Source organism: Brooklawnia sp. (assembly GCF_049651565.1).
Lineage (GTDB): Bacteria > Actinomycetota > Actinomycetes > Propionibacteriales > Propionibacteriaceae > Brooklawnia.
The window spans coordinates 1-17,586 of record NZ_JBASCI010000217.1; the positions used below are offsets into that span (position 1 = coordinate 1).

The window sequence follows — 17,586 nt, forward strand, 5'->3', positions numbered from 1 at the left end:
CCGACGGCAAAACGCATGGACGCCACACACCCCACAAAGGGGCGCTCCCGGCACGCAGCCTAAGAACCAGCCGACTGATGATCAGGATCCAACCACCGCAACAGCGGTACCACCACCCTGACACTGAGATCAGGATCCAACCACCGCAACAGCGGTACCACCACCCTGACACTGACTTCAGCCTAGGTCAGTCGGTCAGGCCACTGCAGGGCCCGGACACAAGCCAACCACCCCTCGTGCCGCAGCCCGACATGGCTTCGGTCCACATCCTCCCCCAGTCAGCCCCCGCCGTCGGCGGACGGCAACCGACCGGCCTTGATCGCCGCGCAGAAGGCGGCATGGTCCTGCTCGGTCTGGTCGGCGTAGGCCTGGGCGAACCGCGCCAGCGCCTCGGCCGCGGCGTCCGACCTGCCAAGGTAACCGGCGATCCGGGAGGCGCCGGAGGTGCGGGCGTGGCTCTTGGCCAGCAGCAGCCCCAGCACCCGCGCGTAGTCGACCAGCGCACCGGCGTCCAGGTCGTCGACGAGGACCGCACCGGACATGTTCCGGTACTGCCGCACGTAGACCTGGATGGCCGGCGCCCCCGGCATCGACGCGTCGGGGGAGAGCTGAGTGGCGATTCCGGGCGCCATGATCGGCGGCAGCGTCGCCCAACCCAGCAACGGGTCGCTGACCGTCTGCAGCGCCTGCTGGTACTCCACCACCCGCTGCCCCTGGTGGGCGTGCAGCGCCTGCTCCCCGTGGATGAACGGTGCGATCACCGATCGGCGTGCCTGCTTCAACTGCAGGAAGAGCACGTCGTCCGGGCTGGATCCGACCAGCAGCGCCAGGAACGCCCGCAACCCGACCGAACCCACCCCGACCACCTTGTGCGCCACGTCCACCAGCCGGTAGGCGCCCACTACCCGGGCCCACTGCAGCGGCAGGGTCTCCAGGTAGTCGTCCAGCGCCGCCCCGATCTGGTCGAACCTGGCCCGCGCCACCCGCTTGGTCACCGGCAGGTTCTCGACGATCTGGTGGACACCGCCCTGCGTTCTGGTCAACTTCGGCAGCGCACGATCGGAGGTGCGGGTGCGGGCCTTGGCTGCCGCCCGCGCCACCTCGTCACGCAGGCTCGGCACGTTGACCGTCTGGTTCAGGTGGTTCAGGTCGACCCGGATGAAGCTGCGAGCCAGCAACGGCACCTCGGCCAGCTGCGCCAACTCGTCCCGGTAGGCGTTCACGCAGGCCACCACGGCGTCGAAGCACTGCTCCTCGCGCATCTGGTTCTGCCGTCCGGCGACGTGGACGCTGGCCACCAGCCGGCGCAGGTCCCACTCCCAATAGCCTGGGTGGGCCTCGTCGAAGTCGTTCAGGTCGAGCACCAGTTCGCCCTCCGGCGAGCGGTAGAAGCCGAAGTTGCCCAGATGGGCGTCCCCGCAGATGATCGCCAGCATCCCGGTGGCCGGCAGGGAGGCGCAGTCGAACGCGCAGACATTCGCCGCACCGCGCAGGAAGCCGTAGGGGGAGGCCGCCATCCGGTCAACGCGCAGGCCGATCAGCCGGGGGATCCGTCCGACATGCGACTCGATGACCTGCTCAACCGGGTCGGGTCGGTTGTCGGCCGGCTTCCAGATCGCCAGGGACGATCGGGGCACGCTGGTTCGGAGCGACTTGCCGTAGGCCCGGGATTCGGCACGGCTTGGAATCGGTGCTCGAACCGAGCGCAACCCGGCGGTGTTCTGGGTCAGCTCCGACATGCCGCCGATGATGCCACGGACCGCTCTGCGGCGAGCGGTTCCGGGGATTTCCCCGATTGGCCAGCGCGTTGACCACCGTAGAATGGCTGTTGACCTCTGATTCAAGGGGCCGAACCAGACCAGGAGGAAAGCGCCGGTGCGCACCAACAACCCAGTCCTGTCCAGACCCGATGCCTTCACCCCGGCCAACCAGCAGGGGTACCCGCAGGGCTTCCAGGCAAACGCCTACTACAACCCGCAGCAGGGTGGTTACGCCCCCGGGCAGCCGCAGGACACCTTCAACCGGCAGCCCGAGGCGCCGGTGCAGGCAGCAGGCCGGATGACGATCGACGACGTCATCGCCAAGACCGCCATGTTGTTGCTGATCGTGGTCGCCGCCGCCGGCGTGACCATGATGCTGCTGCCGATCCAGTTGCTCACCCCGGTCGCGATCGTCGGATCGCTGGTCGCTGTGGTGACAGTCTGGATCGTGTCGGCCCGGCGCACCGTCTCCGTCCCCGGGATCTTCGCCTATGCGGTGATCGAGGGCGTCGTCATCGGCGCATTCAGCAAGCTGTTCGAGTTCCTGTACCCGGGCATCGTCCTGCAGGCGGTGCTGGGCACCATCGTCGCCGCCTTCGTGGTGCTCGGTGCGTACAGGTACCTGGGCGCCCGGGTGCGCGGCCGACTGTCCCAGATAGTCGTGGTCTCGATGATCGCCTACCTGATCGTCTCGCTGATCAACCTGGCCCTGCTCTTCTTCGGCGTCAACCTCGGTTGGGCGACCATCGGCCCGGAAGCCGGCCCGATCGCCTGGCTGGCCGCCGGCCTGGGCGTGGTGCTGGCAGCTGCCAGCCTGCTGATGGACTTCGACGCGATCGAGCGGGGCGTCCGGATGGGTGCCCCCGAGAGCGAGTCGTGGCGCGGGGCGTTCGGGCTCACCGTCACGCTGATCTGGCTGTACACCAATATCCTCCGGATCCTCAGCTTCTTCCGCGACTGAGCGGACCGGCTGGGTCTCGGGCAGGTTCAACGCAGGGGGATGGTGTTCAGGTGCCGGTCGAGCAACGACCGTGCACCTGAGGTCCACTGCAGCGAACGCCAGTGCCGCAGCGGCACCCAACTTGCCGCGCGGGTGGTGCCGCCCTCGTCCAGCACCCTGGGCTGGGTCGGGTCGTCACAGACCGCGGTGTAGATGATCCGCAGGGCCTGGAAGTCCTCCAGCACCCCGCTGGGCGCCCGCCCAACCCAATGATCTGACTGCACGTCGATCAGCCGCTCGATCCGGACCTGCTGTGCGGTCTCCTCCATCACCTCGCGCACCACCCCCGCACTCGGGGTCTCACCCGGCTCGAGCCCGCCACCGGGCAATTGCCACAGCCCCGGAATGGCGGTTCGCTCGGAGCACTGGGTGCCCAGCACGCCCCGGCGGGATCGGACGATCGCGTAGGCCGCCACCCGCTGGTGCGGCACGGCGCGTTCTCCGGGCGCCAACTCTAGGTTCGGATCAAGGCCACGGGACTTCACCCTGGGCGGCCGTGAATTGCGGGCGCGGGGCCTGACCTGCACCGTCAGGACGATCCCGTTGTCATCCAGGTGCGTGCTCAGCGTGTGCGTGAGTACCCAGCCCCGCCGCCACAACATCATGCGCGGATCCTCGCCATGGGCCAGCACTGTGTTCACAGAAGCACTGGCCCCCGGCGCCGGCACTCCCACGATACGCATACCCTGCATCATCCCACCTGCGGCAAGATCAACCCTCAGGCAGCGGTGCCCCCGACAGGTCGGTCACCACCTGGGCGCCGTTCACGTCGATCATGATCTGCGGCTGCGCGTCGGCGTCGGGCTGGACGACCCGCAGCGAGACCGGGCTGCCGGGTTCCTCCCCAACCAGGTCGGGGGCCACCCGCATCAGCCGGGCGAGCAGGTTGGCGTCGACCAGGGACGCCTCGAACTGTCCTCCGGCCGGGGTCTCGCGGCGCTGGGTGAGGTACATCGGCTGGTTGGCCGGGCGGATCCTGCGTTCCACCACCCCCGGGCTGGCCAGCACGTCCGCCCACACCTGTTCGGCCTTCATCCCGATCTCGATGACAATCAGCCGACCGGCCAGCACGTCGGCCACCCCGATCGCCACGTCCTCCTCCACGGCGAAGCGGAGCCGGGGGACCAGCACCCCGTCCCGGTCGAAGAAGACCGTCGACGACTCGGGCGTGGTGGTGACGGTCATGTAGATCTCGCCGTGGTCGTACTCGTTGATCTGCAGTTCCTGCCGGCTCTTGGAACCCGACACATCGGCTGCGGTGGCGAACAGCCCCTCCACATCGGACAGGTTGAACCGCAGCGGATCGAAGCTGGTGGCCGCGACCAGGTCGGTGCCGTCGTCACTGGGGGAGATGCGGCCCGCCTGCCAGACCACCGAACGTGGCCGCTCACCGTCGGCCACGAAGGTGAGCCGGGCGCTGGTCCGGTTGAGAACGAGCCGGACGATGGGTCTGCCCTCGGCTGCCGCTACCAGCTGGGCCACCACCTCGGTGGCCCGGCCCTGGGTGAACAGATCGTAGGCCACCGGCAACAGCGACTGGCTCGGGCTGGCTGACGGACTGGCGCTGGTGGTCGATGCCGAGGCTGGCGAGGCCGTCGGGGTGGGGGTCGGTGTCGGCGCGTGGCAACCGGCCAGCAGGACGACGAGCAGGCAGGACTGCAGATGGCGTAGCCATCGGCTCCCGCAACGCTGGTGCCGCGGGAGTGGTCCCCCGTTCGTCATCAGACGACACTACCCCGCCCGGCTGTGCCGAACGACCTGCTGGTGGGCATGCTGGACCGGTGCAGACCATCGACTTCCACCGCCGGGCGGACGAGTTGGCCCCAGCAGTGCTCGGCGCGGTGCTGTGGCGCGGCCCCATCGGGCTGCGGCTGACCGAGGTGGAGGCCTACCTGGGGCCGGACGACCCGGCGTCCCACGCCTACCGCGGCCCGCGGGGACGGGCAGTGACCATGTACGGCGCACCCGGTCGGCTCTATGTCTTCCGCAGCTACGGGGTGCACTTCGCCGCCAACTTCGTCTGCAGCCCGGCCGGGCAGGCGTCCGCGATCCTGCTGCGAGCTGCCGAGGTGGTCGGTGGTGCTGAACTGGCCCGGGAACGTCGCGCCGTGGCGCGGCAGGGACGCGACCTGCCGGCCACCCGGTTGGCGAGCGGCCCGGGCAACCTGGGGCGCGTCCTAGGGTTGTCGATGGCCGACGACGGGGCACCGCTGGGGGAGGAGTTCCACCTGGAACCGCCGGCGCGGCCGGCGGCGATCGCCAGAGGCCCGCGGGTGGGCATCTCGGTGGCGGTGGACTGGCCGCTGCGGTTCTGGATCGCCGGTGACCCCACCGTCAGCCCGTACCGGCGCAGCCCTCGGGCAATCGGTGGAAACCTTCCCGGCAACAAAGATGGCGCATTACTGTGACTGAAACCCGGACCAGCGCTGGCCCGGGAATACTGACAACACAATCAAGTGAGGTCCCATGGAACAGACAAGCGAGGCCACTGGCGAGACCGAAGTTGCAGCCGTCGTCGTTAGCCGGACCCTGCCCTACCCGGTGAGAACCGTCTGGGAAGTCCTCATGACGACCGACGGCTCCGAAGCCCTACTGGGGCCGGGCGCGCAACTGGGATCCAAGGGCGAGTCGTGGCGGTCGCACGACGGCCGGGAAGGCGTGGTCCGTAGCTTCCACCCACTGGAACAGATCCGGTTCACCTGGCGGCTGAGGGAGTCGGCACACCCGACAATGGTCGACGTGCGGCTGGTTCCCGCCGATGACCAGGCCACCGAGTTCCGTATCGAACACTCCAAACTGCCTCCGCACGCCGATCGGGCCTGGCTCAGCGATCGCTGGGAAGCGGCGATCGACCGCATCGAGAGCGAATGCGTGTAGCTGACCAGAGCTGTACCTGACCAGCGGGGTCTAGGCTCATCTGCATGATGAAGTTCTCCAAGACCCTGCTGGTGGTACTGGGCGTGGTAGCCTCCCTCGCCTTCGTCGGTTTGATGCTCTACGTCGTCATCCAGGTCAACCAGTTGCATGCGGTAGCCATCGCCAACCGCAGCGCCGGGTTCGCCAATCCACGCAACTGGATGTTGATCGCGGCCGGTCTGGGATTCCTGGGCGGGCTGCTGCTCGGTATGGGCCTGGCCCTGCCCGACAAGACCTTCAAGGCCCGCGATGCCGAACTGCGCAGGGCAGAGGATCAGCTCGCGGCCAGGGAGGCCAGCGCCGAGACCCCACAACCCCAGACCGACCAGCACACCGCCGACCCGCGCACTGACCAGGATCCACGCTAGCGCGGACCTGGAGGCACTAGTCGTCCTCGAGTTCGTCCAAGTGGCCGATCCGGTCACGGATGCGCTGCTCAATCCGCTCCTCAAGCCCCGCCAGCCGATCAGCGGACTGCTGAGCCGAGCGCTCGGTATCACCGGTATCCGCATCCTCCCCGTCGGCTGACTCGGCCTCAGAGCTGCCGGTCGACGGGGACGCCGAGGGCGTTGGCTCGTGGTACGGCGGCTTCTGCGGAGCGTCCATCACGATCGGTTCCGGGGTGTACCGGGGTCCGGTCGGCTCCGGGCTGGGGTAGCTGGTGGGTGCCTCTGCTGTCGCGGCCGGCGCCGCCTGCTGCTCGCCGGCGGCCGCCTGTACCGGGGCTCGCCCGATGGCGATGGTCAGGGCGATCATGGCCACCACCATGGTCAGCGAGCCCAGGATCAGCGCACTGAGCAGACCGCCCGTATGCGAGGGCTGATCGGCACCGCTCGTTGACAGGTGATCAATTCGATCGGCCATCGATCCCTCCTCGAAAGAACGGCCATCCCGTGAAGCTGAGATTTCTCTGAGAATCTACAGATTTAATATAGCGTTTGACGGGCGACGGAAGCCAGTCCATTGACACCCAGGGTTCGACCGAAGTTGGCTGAGGACATGCCGGACAGCTATGACAGCGCACAACTGGTCGCCATCGACTGGGGGACGACCAACGCCCGCAGCTTCCTGCTGGCGGGGTCGGCCAGCGGGCCGGTGGTGCTCGACCAGCGAACCGGGCAGGGCATCCTGGCCGTCCCGACAGACGTGGCCGATCGCGACGACCGCTTTGAGGCGATCCTGGACGGCCTGGTAGGCCCCTGGCTCGACGCCCACCCGGGCCTGCCGATGATCACCTGCGGGATGGTGGGTGCCGCGCAGGGTTGGCGGCCAGCGCCCTATCGGACACTGCCCACGCCGCTGGCGTCCGGCACCGGACTGACCACCGTCCAGACCGCCCGTGGACCGCTGCCGATCATCGCCGGGGTGAAGAAGAGCCGGCCGAACGCGGACGTGATGCGCGGCGAGGAGACCCAACTGGCCGGCTTGGCGGGTGAACTCGACCCTGGCGAGACCGCGCTGGTGGTGATGCCCGGCACCCACACCAAGTGGGCCCTCTTGCGCGACGACACCCTGCTCGACTTCGACACCGCGATGTCCGGCGAGCTCTACAGCCTGCTGGTCGACCACTCGATGGTGGGACGCGTCGCTGAACCTCCGGTAGCAGGGAAGGACTGGCGGGCGGGATTCGAGTGGGGTCTTCGGCTGGCAGTCGAGCGGCGGGCGCTGGCCTTCCAGGCATTCGTGATCCGCAGTTCGGTCCTCGATGGGCAGCTGCCGCCTGGCCAGGTGCCGGACGCCATCTCCGGGCTCCTGATCGGAGCCGAGGTGGCCGACCGGGTGGCAGCGATCGGACCGGACCTGCAGCCGGTGCGCCTGGTCGGCGGCGCAGCGCTGGTTGAACGGTACGCGCATGCGCTGGCTGCCCAGGACGTCCGGGCGTCCGCGGCGGCTGCCGATGTGACGATCCGTGGCCTGTGGCGGTCGGCGATCGGGGCCGGGCTGGTGCCGGGCTCTTCCTGATCGCCGAGTCATTCGGTATCCTCCAGGGTCTCAGCTGTATCAATCCTGCGCGCAGCGATGCCCGCTCACCCCCATGAGGTTGCATACATGTCACACATCGAAATCCCGCCCGACGTGCCCTCGGAAGCGGCCGAGACCCTCCGCGACCCGTATACCCTCGATCCCGCCGACGTGATGGATCCGCCGAAGACCTGGCGGGATTCCCTGAAGTACTTCGGGCCCGGCCTGATCATGTCGGCGTCCATCGTGGGCTCTGGCGAACTCATCGCCACCACCGCCGCCGGCGCCCAGGTCGGCTTCGCGCTGCTCTGGTTGGTGATCGTCTCGACCTTTGTCAAGGTGGCCATCCAGGTGGAGCTGGCGCGCTGGTCGATCACCACCGGTCAGACTGGCCTGACCGGCTTCAACCGGGTTCCACCCGTGCTGGGCCGCACCGGTTGGATCACCTGGCTCTGGCTGCTGATGGCCATCGCGAAGATCACGCAGATGGGCGGCGTCGTCGGAGGCACGGCGGTCGCGCTGAGCCTGCTGTTCCCGTTCGGGGGCGACCCGCTGAACAGCACCACCCTGGCCATCTGGACCGTCATCGTCGTGGCGTCCAGCATCGCCCTGCTCTTCTCGAACCGCTACGGCATCATCGAGAGGGTTTCCACCGTTCTGGTGGTCGCGTTCTCGCTGATCACCGTTGCGATCGCGCTCGGCCTGCCCTTCACGCCGTTCGCATATGGCTGGGCCGAGATCGCCGAGGGGCTCAGCTTCGGGATGCCCGCGATCGGCGTCGCGGTCGCCATGTTCGGGATCACCGGCGTGGGCTCTGACGAGATCACCTTCTACACGTACTGGTGTGTGGAGAAGGGCTACGCCAGGTGGTCCGGCCCCAACGACGGTTCGGTCGAGTGGCAGGAGCGGGCCAACGGCTGGATCAAGGTCATGCAGCGCGACTCCTGGCTGTCATGGGTGATCTACACCACCACCACGCTGGCGTTCTACATCATGGGCGCTGCCGTGCTGCACCCGCAGGGCCTGGTGCCGGCGGGCAACGAGGTGATCACCACGCTGGCACGGATGTACACCGACTCCATGGGCGCGTGGGCGATGTATGTCTTCTTGATCTGCGCCTTCGCGGTGCTTGCGTCCACCTTGTGGGCGGCCGTGCCCAGCCACTCCCGGCTGTGGGCCAACTTCTTCTCCAACGTAGGGGTGTTCGACTGGAAGAACGACCCGAAGGCCAGGTTGCGCTGGATCCGGATCTTCACCATCTTCCTGCCCATCGCGTGGGGCCTGATGTACCTGGTGATCAGTTCGCCCGTCATCATGGTCATGATCGGCGGAGCGGCCACCGGGATCTTCCTGCTCGCAGTCGTGGCGGGCACCTGGTACCTGCGGCAGACCGAGACCGATTCGACGGTGCTCGGATCCAGAGCCTGGCTGGCACTCCTGGTCATCTCGAGCAGCGCCATCGGCCTGCTCGGTCTCTACACCATCGCCGGTGTCTTCGGATTCACCATCGGCTGATGTGCGGCAGGACTTCCATGCGGTACGATTTGGCGTATCGCACAGTGAAACGCACGTTTCAGGGAGAGGAGAACCGGATGGAGAACCGGCACACCGTAAGCAAGGCAGAGGTCTCCCGGATGAACACCGAGGAGCTGCGGGCGAACTTCCTCGTCCCGAACCTGTTCAACGATGGCCGGGTGAGCCTGGTGCACAGCCACCAGGACCGGGTGATCCTCGGCGGTGTGGTGCCGACCGACGGCCCACTGAAAGCTGGAGGCGCCTGCGGAACTACGGGCGGAGTACTTCCTGCAGCGCCGCGAACTCGGGGTGATCGTGGTCCAGGGCACCGGTGTGGTGGCCGCCGACGGCGAGCGGCACGAGCTGCCCAAGGGCGGCTGCATTTACGTCGGCCGCGGCGTCCGCGAGGTCTGGTTCGAGTCCGTCGGCGACGAGCAGGCGAAGTTCTACCTGTTCGGCGCTCCTGCCCACACCAGCTATCCAACCCAATCGGTGCAGCCGGGACAGGGTGACGTGCGCGAGCTGGGCGACCAGGAACACGCCAACCGGCGTTCCCTGAACCGCTACATCCACGTCGACGGCATCAAGTCGTGCCAGATCGTCATGGGACTGACCCGGCTGCACTCGGGCAGCATGTGGAACACCATGCCCGCCCACACCCACGACCGCCGGATGGAGGCCTACCTCTACCTCGACGTGCCGCAGGACGCCCGGGTGCTGCACCTGATGGGGGAGCCCACGCAGACCAGGCACCTGGTGGTGGCCAACCACGAGGCGGTCATCTCACCGAGCTGGTCCATCCACTCCGGGGTGGGCACCCAGGCCTACTCATTCATCTGGGCGATGGCCGGGGAGAACCAGGACTTCGACGACATGGACCACCAGCCGATCGAGACCCTGCTCTGATCGGCTGAGCCGCGGTCAGCTGGTGACGCCGGTGGAGGTGACCATGGCACCGTTGGGCACGAACCGCGGCCCGGCGATCGCCTCGTCCTCCATCGGCTCCAGCAGGGCATCACCGCGGACGACCACGTCGGCGCCGAACGTCCAGTCGCCGACCACCCTCAGGCTCTGCGCCTCGACCAGTGACGGCGGCCCGACCGGGAACCGCGACTCGAACTGCTCGATCAGCTTGTAGTGATCAGGGTCGAGCTGGACGATCGGGGCCGGCGTCCGGGCGACCAGCCGGGCGTCAGCGGTCATGTCGTAGACGTCGCTGCGTAGCACCAGCAGTTCCGCGGTGCCCTTGACCGGCAGGAACCGGCTGCGCGGCACCCCGATGGCCTGCGCGCCGTCGAAGACCTCGACGGCTGCCCCGATCGCACCCTCCAACTGCACCACCGCCGGCGAGTCCGGATCGGCCGGGTCCACCGTCTTGCGGTTGATGATCAGCGGCAGCGACAGTGTGCCCTCATTGGCGTCCAGCACCTCGGACACCTGCTGCAGGTCGAGCCACAGGTTGTTGCAGTGCATCCACCCGTGGCGTTCGGTGTCGACGAAGAAGCCCATTTCGTCGGGGGTGACCTGGGCGGTGTCGCGCAGCACCAGCCGCCGGTCGCTCACCCGGTACGACAGGTGTCCGCCCTTGCTGTCCATCTCGGTGCGGGGCGTCACCTCGGCGGCGTACGGGGCGCCGCTGGCCGCGAACCAGCCGGCCAACCGCGGGTCGGGCAGCGCACCCAGGTTGTCGATGTTGGCCACGAACAGGTAGCGGAATCCGGCGTCCAGCAGCTTCGGGATCAACCCGCTGGCGTGCAGCGACGGGTAGAAGTCGCCGTGCCCGGGCGGGCACCACTCCAGGGCCGGGTCGGCCGGCCACTCGACCGGCATCCGGGTGTCGGCCAGCAGCTTCGGTTCGCGGCTCTGCAGGAAGTCCAACGGCAGGTCGTCCACCGCCAGCTCCGGATACGCCTCGAGCGCGGCCAGGGTGTCGGCGGAGGTGTTGTAGCTGTCCATCAGCAGCAGCGGCAGCCGGACGCCGTGCTCGGCGCGCAGGGCCAGCAACTGGCGAACCACGATGTCGAGAAAGCTCAACCCCTCCCGAACCGTGATCAGGCACTTCGGGCCGGCCAGCCCCATCGAGGTGCCCAGGCCGCCGTTCAACCGCACCACTGCGGTGCTGGCGAATGCCTCGACGGCGCCGTCGTCCATCGGCAGGTCGTCCAGCAGTGGCGGATCGGTCAGTGGCTCCAGGTCTGACTCGTACAGGTAGCCGGACTCGCCGCCGGCGAAGCGGGTGTACCGGTCGATGAAGGCGGAGATCACCGACGGGGCCGCCCCGTCCTCGGTGAGCTTCGCCACGGCGGCGTCGAGTGCCTGGTCTGTCATGGTGTCCTCCTGATTGTCATTGCGCCGGGCCAGCGGCGGTAACCGAAAACACTTGTGGTCCTGCCCAGTTCTGGGCAGCGAAGCGCGTGCGGGTGGCCCATCCGATCGATTCGCCCAGTCCGGCCGGGATCAGCGCGATCGCCGAGCCGCCGAACCCGCCACCGGTCATCCGGGCGCCCAGCGCCCCACCGGCCAGCGCGACCTCGACGGCCGCGTCCAGCTCCGGGCTACTCACCTCGAACCGGTCGCGCAGCGACGCATGGCTGGCTGTGAACAGAGACCCCAGCCGGACGAAGTCATCGTCGGCCAGCGCCTCGACCGCCTGCCGGACGCGATCGATCTCGGTCACCACGTGTTCGGCGCGGCTGCGGAGCCGTTCGTCCGGCAGTTGCGACAGGGCTTCGTCCAGCGAATCGATCGGGACGTCGCGCAGCGCCGGCACGCCGAGCAGCCGGGCGGCCTGCTCACAACTGGCCCGCCGCTCGCCATACTGCCCGTCGACCAGTTCGTGCCTGGCCCGGGTGTCGATGACCAGCAGCTCCAGGCCATGGCCGGCGGGATCGAACGGGATGTGCCGAACCGAACCGTCGCGGCAGTCCAGCAGCAGTGCGTGGCCGGCCCGGCTGCGCAGCGCCGCGGCCTGGTCCATGCCGCCGGTTGGTGCGCCGGCGATCTCGTTCTCGGCCCGACGGCACAGTTCGGCCAACTCGCTGCGGGAGGCATCATCAGCCAGCAGGCCGAGCCCGAGGGCCTCACTCGCGGCCGCCCCGACCGCCGCCTCCAGCGCCGCCGAACTCGACAGGCCGGCGCCGACCGGCACCTCGGAGCTGACCAGCAGGTCGGCACCGGTGACCGGATAACCTGCCCGCGCCAGTATCGCCAGCACCCCGGCTGCGTAGGCACCCCAACCGGACGGCACGCCCGGCTGCACCTGCGCCAGCGTCAGGTCGTAGCGCTCGGGCAGTTGCCGGGAGGCGAGCCGGATCCGGCCATCGTCCCGGGCCCGCAACGCCACCCAAGCTCGTCGCGGCAGTGCGATCGGCAGCACCAGGCCGTCGTTGTAGTCGACGTGTTCGCCGATCAGGTTCAGCCGGCCGGGCGCCGACCAGACGCCCTGCGGCGCCGACCCGTACAACGCGCCGAACTCGGCAACCAGCGTCCGTGGGTCGACCTCGCTCATAGCCGGAGCCTAGCCGCGGATCGGCACCGAATGGTGGCGCCCGGCGAGCTGGTGAGCTGGCTAGATTGGGCAACATGCCGTTGCTGTTCGAACCGTTGACCCTGCGTGGTCTGGAACTGAAGAACCGGGCCTGGCTCGCGCCGATGTGCCAGTACTGCGTCGACCGCCGCGATGGCGTGCCCACCGATTGGCACCTGGTGCACCTGGGATCCCGCGCAGCGGGCGGGTTCGGGTTGGTGATCACCGAGGCGACCGCGGTCACGCCCGAGGGCCGGATCTCGCCGCAGGACACCGGCCTGTGGAACGACGAGCAGCAACAGGCCTGGGGGCGCATCGTCGACTTCGTGCACGGCCAAGGGGCCGCCATCGGCGTCCAGCTCGCCCATGCGGGGCGCAAGGGGTCAACCTGGCGGCGCTGGCCCGGCCAGCTGCACGGCACCCAGCCGGTTGCCGAAGGTGGCTGGCAGACCGTCGGGCCCTCCCCAGTGGCCTACCCGGGATACGCCGCGCCGGTGGCGCTCGACCCGGCGGGCATCGAACGGGTCGTGGCTCAGTTCGCAGCCGCTACCCGGCGGGCCGACGAGGCCGGCTTCGACGTGGTAGAGCTGCACGCCGCCCACGGCTACCTGCTGCACCAGTTCTGCTCGCCGCTGTCCAACCATCGCACCGACGGTTACGGCGGCGACTTCGCCGGGCGCACCCGGATCGTGGTCGAGGTGGTGGACGCCGTCCGGCGGGTCTGGCCCGACCGCAAGCCGCTGCTGGTGCGGCTGTCCGCGACCGACTGGCTGGACGGTGGCTGGGACGTCGAACAGACCAGCGCGCTGGCGAAGGTGCTAGCCGGGCACGGCGCCGACCTGGCCGATATCTCCAGCGGCGGCGTGCTGCCCTCACCGAACATCGTGCCCGCGCCCGGCTACCAGGCCGGCTTCGCCCGCCTGGTTCGGACGGCCAGCGGCGTCCCCACTGCGGCCGTCGGGCTGATCACCCAGCCCCGGCAGGCCGAGCAGCACCTGGCCGGCGGCGACGCCGACGCGATCCTGCTGGGACGTGAGGCGCTCCGCGAACCCTACTGGCCGCTCAAGGCGGCCCACCAGCTCAAGCAGCCCGGATGGGTGGACCTCGTCCCACCGCAGTACGTCCGCGCCGCCCCCGCCGACGACTAGACCCGAGAGGCCCACTGCGATGACCTTCACGATGGTCGCCACCGACTTCGACGACACCTTGGTGCCGATCGGCGGCAAGCTGTCCGAACGCAACCGGGCGGCGCTGGAGCGCGTCCGCAGCCAGGGCGTGACGGTGGTCATCGTGTCGGGGCGCACCAGCCATGGCCTGCGCGCCCAGCTGGAACGCAACGGGGTGGATCCCCAGGGTCTCTACCTGATCGGGTACAACGGCGCCATGGCCTGCCAGGCCTGGGACGAAGAGCCACTGTTCTCGCACAAGCTTGACCTCGAACTGGCCCGCCGGGCCGCCCGCGCGGCATCGGCCTTCGAGGTGGCGCTGATGATCCCCGAGGGTCGCTACGTCTACACCAACTGGCCGGACCACTTCTCGGTGGTCTTCGAGGCCACCTCCAACGACGCGGAGGTCGTGCCGCTGGATTCGCTGGCCGAGCTGCCGGTCGAACCGCACAAGATGCTGATCGGTGGCGAGCCCGACGTGCTGATCGCGGCACAGCAGGCGCTGGACGCCCAGTTCGGCGCCGAGGCGGAGGTGGTCATCTCGGCCAGCTTCCTGATGGAGTTCACCGCCAAGGGGGTCCACAAGGGCGAGGCGCTCACCGGACTGTGCCGGGCACTGGGCGTGCCGCTGGAGCAGGTGGTGGTGATCGGCGACAACCACAACGACGCCTACATGTTCGGGATCGGCGGTTGCTCAGTGGCAGTGGGCAACGCGGTGCCCGACCTGCTTGCCTTGGCTGACAGGGTGACTCGCTCCAGCGCAGAGGACGGTGTCGCGGTCGTGCTGGACGAGTTGTTCAGTTGAGACAGCTTTGACAACCGAATGGAATCCAAGTACGCGAATCGCCGGGTGAGGTCTAGCATTCAAGCGTGACCGCAGGGTTCCTCCTACTTCTCCTCGTCATCATCACCGCGCTTGCCTTCGACTTCACCAACGGCTTCCACGACACCGCCAACGCGATGGCGACCAGCATCGCCACCAGGGCGCTCCAGCCGCGAACCGCGGTCCTGCTGTGCGCCCTGCTCAATCTGGTCGGGGCGTTCCTGTCGGTGAACGTCGCCCTGACGGTCACCAACGCAGTGATCAGGATTCAGAACGAGGACGGCACCCCCAGCCCGGAGTTGCTGGCCAACGGCGGCACACCGCTGTTGCTGATCTTGTTGGCCGGTCTGGTCGGGGGCATTCTGTGGAACATCTTCACCTGGATGAAGGGGCTGCCGTCCAGTTCGTCGCACGCCTTGTTCGGGGGCTTGATCGGCGCCACCATCGCCAGCATCGGCCTGGCCGGGGTCAAGTGGGTCGGTGACGGCACCAGCCTCGACGGTGTGGTCGGCAAGGTCATCGTCCCCGGCCTGATCTCCCCGATCATCGCCATCCTGGTGGCCACGCTGGGCACCTCGCTGGTCCTGCGCATCACCAAGGGCGTCGCCAACCGGTACGTCGACACCAGCTTCCGCTGGGGCCAGATCGGCAGCGCCTCGCTGGTGTCGTTGTCGCACGGCACCAACGACGCCCAGAAGACCATGGGCGTCATCACCCTGGCCCTGATCGCCAGCGGGCACTGGCACACCACGGACGCGATTCCATTGTGGGTCAAGGTCGCCTGCGCACTCGCGATCGCCGGCGGCACCTACATCGGCGGCTGGCGCATCATTCGAACCCTCGGCAAGGGACTGGTCGAGATCAGCCCCGCCCAGGGGATGGCCGCCGAAACCTCATCCGCCGCTGTGATCCTGACCGCCAGCCACTTCGGTTTCGCGCTGTCCACCACCCACGTCGCCACCGGCTCCATCCTCGGTTCCGGGGTGGGACGCCCCGGCGCGAAGGTTCGCTGGGGGGTCGCGGCGAACATGTTGGTGGCCTGGCTGACCACCCTGCCCGCGGCCGCCCTTACCGGTGCGGTCACCTGGATCATCGCCGACATCCTGGGTGCCGGTTTGGGCGGGATGACGATCACCCTGCTGATGGTGGGCATCGCGGGCCTGATGTTCGCCCGCGCCCAGTCCCGGCCCATCGGCAGCCACAACGTCAACCAGGAGTGGGAACCGACTCGCCAGCCCGAGAGCGCAGGAGTGTAACTGATGGAATTGTTCGGGTTGGTGTTCAGGTCGTTCCTCGAGGTCCTGCTGGTGGGGGCCCTGCTGGGCGCCGGCCTGCCCGCTCTGTTCGCGGTCGGGGTGCGGATGCTGGCGGCCAGCGACGGCGCACTGCGCGGCCGCGTCGCCGCGTACTCGATCTTCGCCCTGGTGGTGGCCATCGTGCTGGTCGGAATCGCCGTTATCGTGGCGGACGGCATGGGTGTCACCCTCGGCGGGTAGCATCCCGCCCATCGAATTCAACAAGGAGCCCTCATGCGCGTCGCCGTGCCGGCAGAGGTCAAGAACCACGAGTACCGAGTCGCCATCACCCCGGCCGGCGTCCAGGAACTGACCGCCCGAGGTCACGAGGTGATCGTCGAGGCGGGGGCCGGGCTCGGGTCCGCCATCACCGATGAGGAGTACCGCGCCGCCGGCGCCCGGATCGAACCCACCGCGGAGGCCACCTGGGCGTCCGGTGAGCTGGTGCTCAAGGTCAAGGAGCCGGTCAGCGACGAGTACCACCTGCTGCGCGACGACCTGGTGCTGTTCACCTACCTGCACCTGGCCGCCGACCGGCCGTTCACCGAGGCGCTGCTGAGGTCCGGGGCCACCGCGCTGGCCTACGAGACCGTGCAGTTGCCCTCGGGGATGCTGCCGTTGCTGTATCCGATGAGCGAGGTGGCCGGCTGTCTGGCCCCGCAGGTGGGCGCCTACGAACTGCTCAAGCCGAACGGGGGCCGCGGGGTCCTGCTCGGCGGCATCGCCGGCGTCCGGAATTCCCGCGTCGTGGTGCTGGGCGGTGGAGTGGCCGGCCAGAACGCGGTAAACGTGGCGCTGGGCATGGGCGCCGACGTCACCGTGCTCGACAACGACCTGGAAAAGCTGCGGATGATGTTCTGGCGCTACCAGAACCGGGTGCAGGGCATCGCGTCCAACGCGATGAGCATCCGCGAACAGGTGGCCAACGCCGACATGGTGATCGGGTCGGTGCTGGTGCCCGGCGCGCGGACGCCTCGGCTGGTGACCAACGAGATGGTTGCCCAGATGAAGCCCGGCTCGGTGCTGGTCGACATCGCCATCGACCAGGGTGGCTGCTTTGAGGACAGCCGTCCCACCACCCATGACGCCCCGACCTTCAGCGTGCACAACTCGTTGTTCTACTGCGTGACCAACATGCCGGGTGCGGTGCCGAACACCTCGACCTGGGCGCTCACCAACTCAACGCTGGCCTACGCCGTCAAGGTGGCCGACATGGGCTGGCGGGCAGCCTGCCAGGCCGACGCGGCGCTGGCGGCGGGCCTCAACGTCTGGGACGGTCACCTGATCCACCGGGGAGTCGCCCGCACCTTCCCCGATCTGCCGGCTGCCGGGCTGGATGTGGCCCTGATCTGAGCTGTGACCGGGCTGCGCCGCATCTCGCCGCACTGCTGGGTGTCGACCAGTTCGTTCTGCTCGACCAACTCGGTGGTCGTGGTCGGGGCGACCCAAGCCGTCGTCATCGACCCTGGTGTCACCGGGGCCGAACTGGCCCGGCTGGCCGCCGGACTGGCCGAACTCGGTGTGGGCTGCGCGTTCGGGATCTCCACCCATCCGGACTGGGACCACCTGCTGTGGCATCCCGGCCTGGGGGACGCGCCCAGGTACGCGTCGGCCCGCGCGGTG

19 protein-coding genes are annotated in these 17,586 nt (G+C 68.6%); 13 read left to right on the plus strand and 6 right to left on the minus strand.

Annotation, left to right across the window (positions count from 1 at the left end):
- Positions 1-278: 278 nt before the first annotated feature.
- Positions 279-1,739 (minus strand): DUF2252 domain-containing protein, encoded by a 1,461-nt coding sequence (locus WBL05_RS10200; RefSeq protein ID WP_424225670.1) that lies wholly within the window; start codon positions 1,737-1,739, stop codon positions 279-281.
- Between the two features lie 136 nt (positions 1,740-1,875).
- Here WBL05_RS10200 and WBL05_RS10205 point away from each other — a divergent pair, with 136 nt between their 5' ends.
- A complete protein-coding gene (locus WBL05_RS10205; RefSeq protein WP_424225672.1) occupies positions 1,876-2,721 on the plus strand; it encodes a Bax inhibitor-1/YccA family protein in 846 nt (281 codons plus the stop codon).
- A gap of 26 nt (positions 2,722-2,747) precedes the next feature.
- Here the strand turns inward: WBL05_RS10205 and WBL05_RS10210 are convergent, their stop codons facing one another.
- Together WBL05_RS10210 and WBL05_RS10215 are read right to left on the minus strand one after the other, a co-directional pair.
- Complete coding sequence (locus WBL05_RS10210) at positions 2,748-3,443, minus strand: NUDIX hydrolase (protein WP_424225674.1); 696 nt, start codon at positions 3,441-3,443, stop codon at positions 2,748-2,750.
- Between the two features lie 28 nt (positions 3,444-3,471).
- Positions 3,472-4,284, minus strand: a complete 813-nt coding sequence (locus WBL05_RS10215) for a hypothetical protein (RefSeq protein ID WP_424225675.1) — start codon at positions 4,282-4,284, stop codon at positions 3,472-3,474.
- A 257-nt stretch (positions 4,285-4,541) separates the two neighbouring features.
- Between WBL05_RS10215 and WBL05_RS10220 the strand changes: the two genes are divergently transcribed.
- From WBL05_RS10220 to WBL05_RS10230, 3 genes are read left to right on the plus strand one after another with little or no spacing between them, the layout of a single operon-like run.
- Entirely contained in the window at positions 4,542-5,168 is a 627-nt protein-coding gene (locus tag WBL05_RS10220; RefSeq protein ID WP_424225676.1) for a DNA-3-methyladenine glycosylase, read from the plus strand.
- Positions 5,169-5,226: 58 nt separating this feature from the next.
- On the plus strand, positions 5,227-5,637 hold the full coding sequence (locus WBL05_RS10225; RefSeq protein ID WP_424225677.1) for an SRPBCC family protein: 411 nt from the start codon (positions 5,227-5,229) through the stop codon (positions 5,635-5,637).
- Between the two features lie 44 nt (positions 5,638-5,681).
- Positions 5,682-6,044, plus strand: a complete 363-nt coding sequence (locus WBL05_RS10230; RefSeq protein WP_424225678.1) for a hypothetical protein — start codon at positions 5,682-5,684, stop codon at positions 6,042-6,044.
- A gap of 16 nt (positions 6,045-6,060) precedes the next feature.
- On the opposite strand, the gene WBL05_RS10235 is transcribed toward WBL05_RS10230, so the two are convergent.
- Entirely contained in the window at positions 6,061-6,540 is a 480-nt protein-coding gene (locus WBL05_RS10235; RefSeq protein WP_424225679.1) for a hypothetical protein, read from the minus strand.
- Between the two features lie 135 nt (positions 6,541-6,675).
- Here WBL05_RS10235 and WBL05_RS10240 point away from each other — a divergent pair, with 135 nt between their 5' ends.
- The 3 genes from WBL05_RS10240 to kduI all read left to right on the plus strand — a co-directional run bounded on the left by WBL05_RS10240 (position 6,676) and on the right by kduI (position 10,059).
- The gene (locus WBL05_RS10240; protein WP_424225680.1) at positions 6,676-7,638 is read left to right on the plus strand and encodes a 2-dehydro-3-deoxygalactonokinase; all 963 of its coding nucleotides are present in this window, start codon (positions 6,676-6,678) and stop codon (positions 7,636-7,638) included.
- Positions 7,639-7,725: 87 nt separating this feature from the next.
- Positions 7,726-9,153, plus strand: coding sequence for an Nramp family divalent metal transporter (locus WBL05_RS10245; protein ID WP_424225682.1), 1,428 nt, complete (start codon positions 7,726-7,728; stop codon positions 9,151-9,153).
- Positions 9,154-9,462: 309 nt separating this feature from the next.
- Positions 9,463-10,059 carry a 5-dehydro-4-deoxy-D-glucuronate isomerase gene (gene kduI, locus WBL05_RS10250; RefSeq protein ID WP_424225684.1) on the plus strand — a complete coding sequence of 199 codons (597 nt, stop codon included), beginning with the start codon at positions 9,463-9,465 and terminating at the stop codon, positions 10,057-10,059.
- 15 nt (positions 10,060-10,074) lie between these two features.
- Here kduI and WBL05_RS10255 read toward each other — a convergent pair whose 3' ends face one another.
- Positions 10,075-11,481 carry a UTP--glucose-1-phosphate uridylyltransferase gene (locus tag WBL05_RS10255; RefSeq protein WP_424225686.1) on the minus strand — a complete coding sequence of 469 codons (1,407 nt, stop codon included), beginning with the start codon at positions 11,479-11,481 and terminating at the stop codon, positions 10,075-10,077.
- Positions 11,482-11,497: 16 nt separating this feature from the next.
- Positions 11,498-12,661, minus strand: a complete 1,164-nt coding sequence (galK, locus tag WBL05_RS10260) for a galactokinase (RefSeq protein ID WP_424225688.1) — start codon at positions 12,659-12,661, stop codon at positions 11,498-11,500.
- Positions 12,662-12,735: 74 nt separating this feature from the next.
- Here galK and WBL05_RS10265 point away from each other — a divergent pair, with 74 nt between their 5' ends.
- From WBL05_RS10265 to WBL05_RS10290, 6 genes are all read left to right on the plus strand, one after another.
- Entirely contained in the window at positions 12,736-13,827 is a 1,092-nt protein-coding gene (locus WBL05_RS10265; RefSeq protein ID WP_424225689.1) for an NADH:flavin oxidoreductase/NADH oxidase, read from the plus strand.
- Positions 13,828-13,846: 19 nt separating this feature from the next.
- Entirely contained in the window at positions 13,847-14,650 is an 804-nt protein-coding gene (locus tag WBL05_RS10270) for a Cof-type HAD-IIB family hydrolase (protein WP_424225690.1), read from the plus strand.
- 65 nt (positions 14,651-14,715) lie between these two features.
- The gene (locus WBL05_RS10275; RefSeq protein WP_424225692.1) at positions 14,716-15,924 is read left to right on the plus strand and encodes an anion permease; all 1,209 of its coding nucleotides are present in this window, start codon (positions 14,716-14,718) and stop codon (positions 15,922-15,924) included.
- A gap of 3 nt (positions 15,925-15,927) precedes the next feature.
- Positions 15,928-16,164, plus strand: coding sequence for a hypothetical protein (locus tag WBL05_RS10280; protein WP_424225693.1), 237 nt, complete (start codon positions 15,928-15,930; stop codon positions 16,162-16,164).
- Positions 16,165-16,197: 33 nt separating this feature from the next.
- On the plus strand, positions 16,198-17,316 hold the full coding sequence (gene ald, locus WBL05_RS10285; protein ID WP_424225694.1) for an alanine dehydrogenase: 1,119 nt from the start codon (positions 16,198-16,200) through the stop codon (positions 17,314-17,316).
- 3 nt (positions 17,317-17,319) lie between these two features.
- A partial coding sequence (locus tag WBL05_RS10290) for an MBL fold metallo-hydrolase (protein WP_424225695.1) occupies positions 17,320-17,586 on the plus strand: 267 nt, incomplete at its 3' end.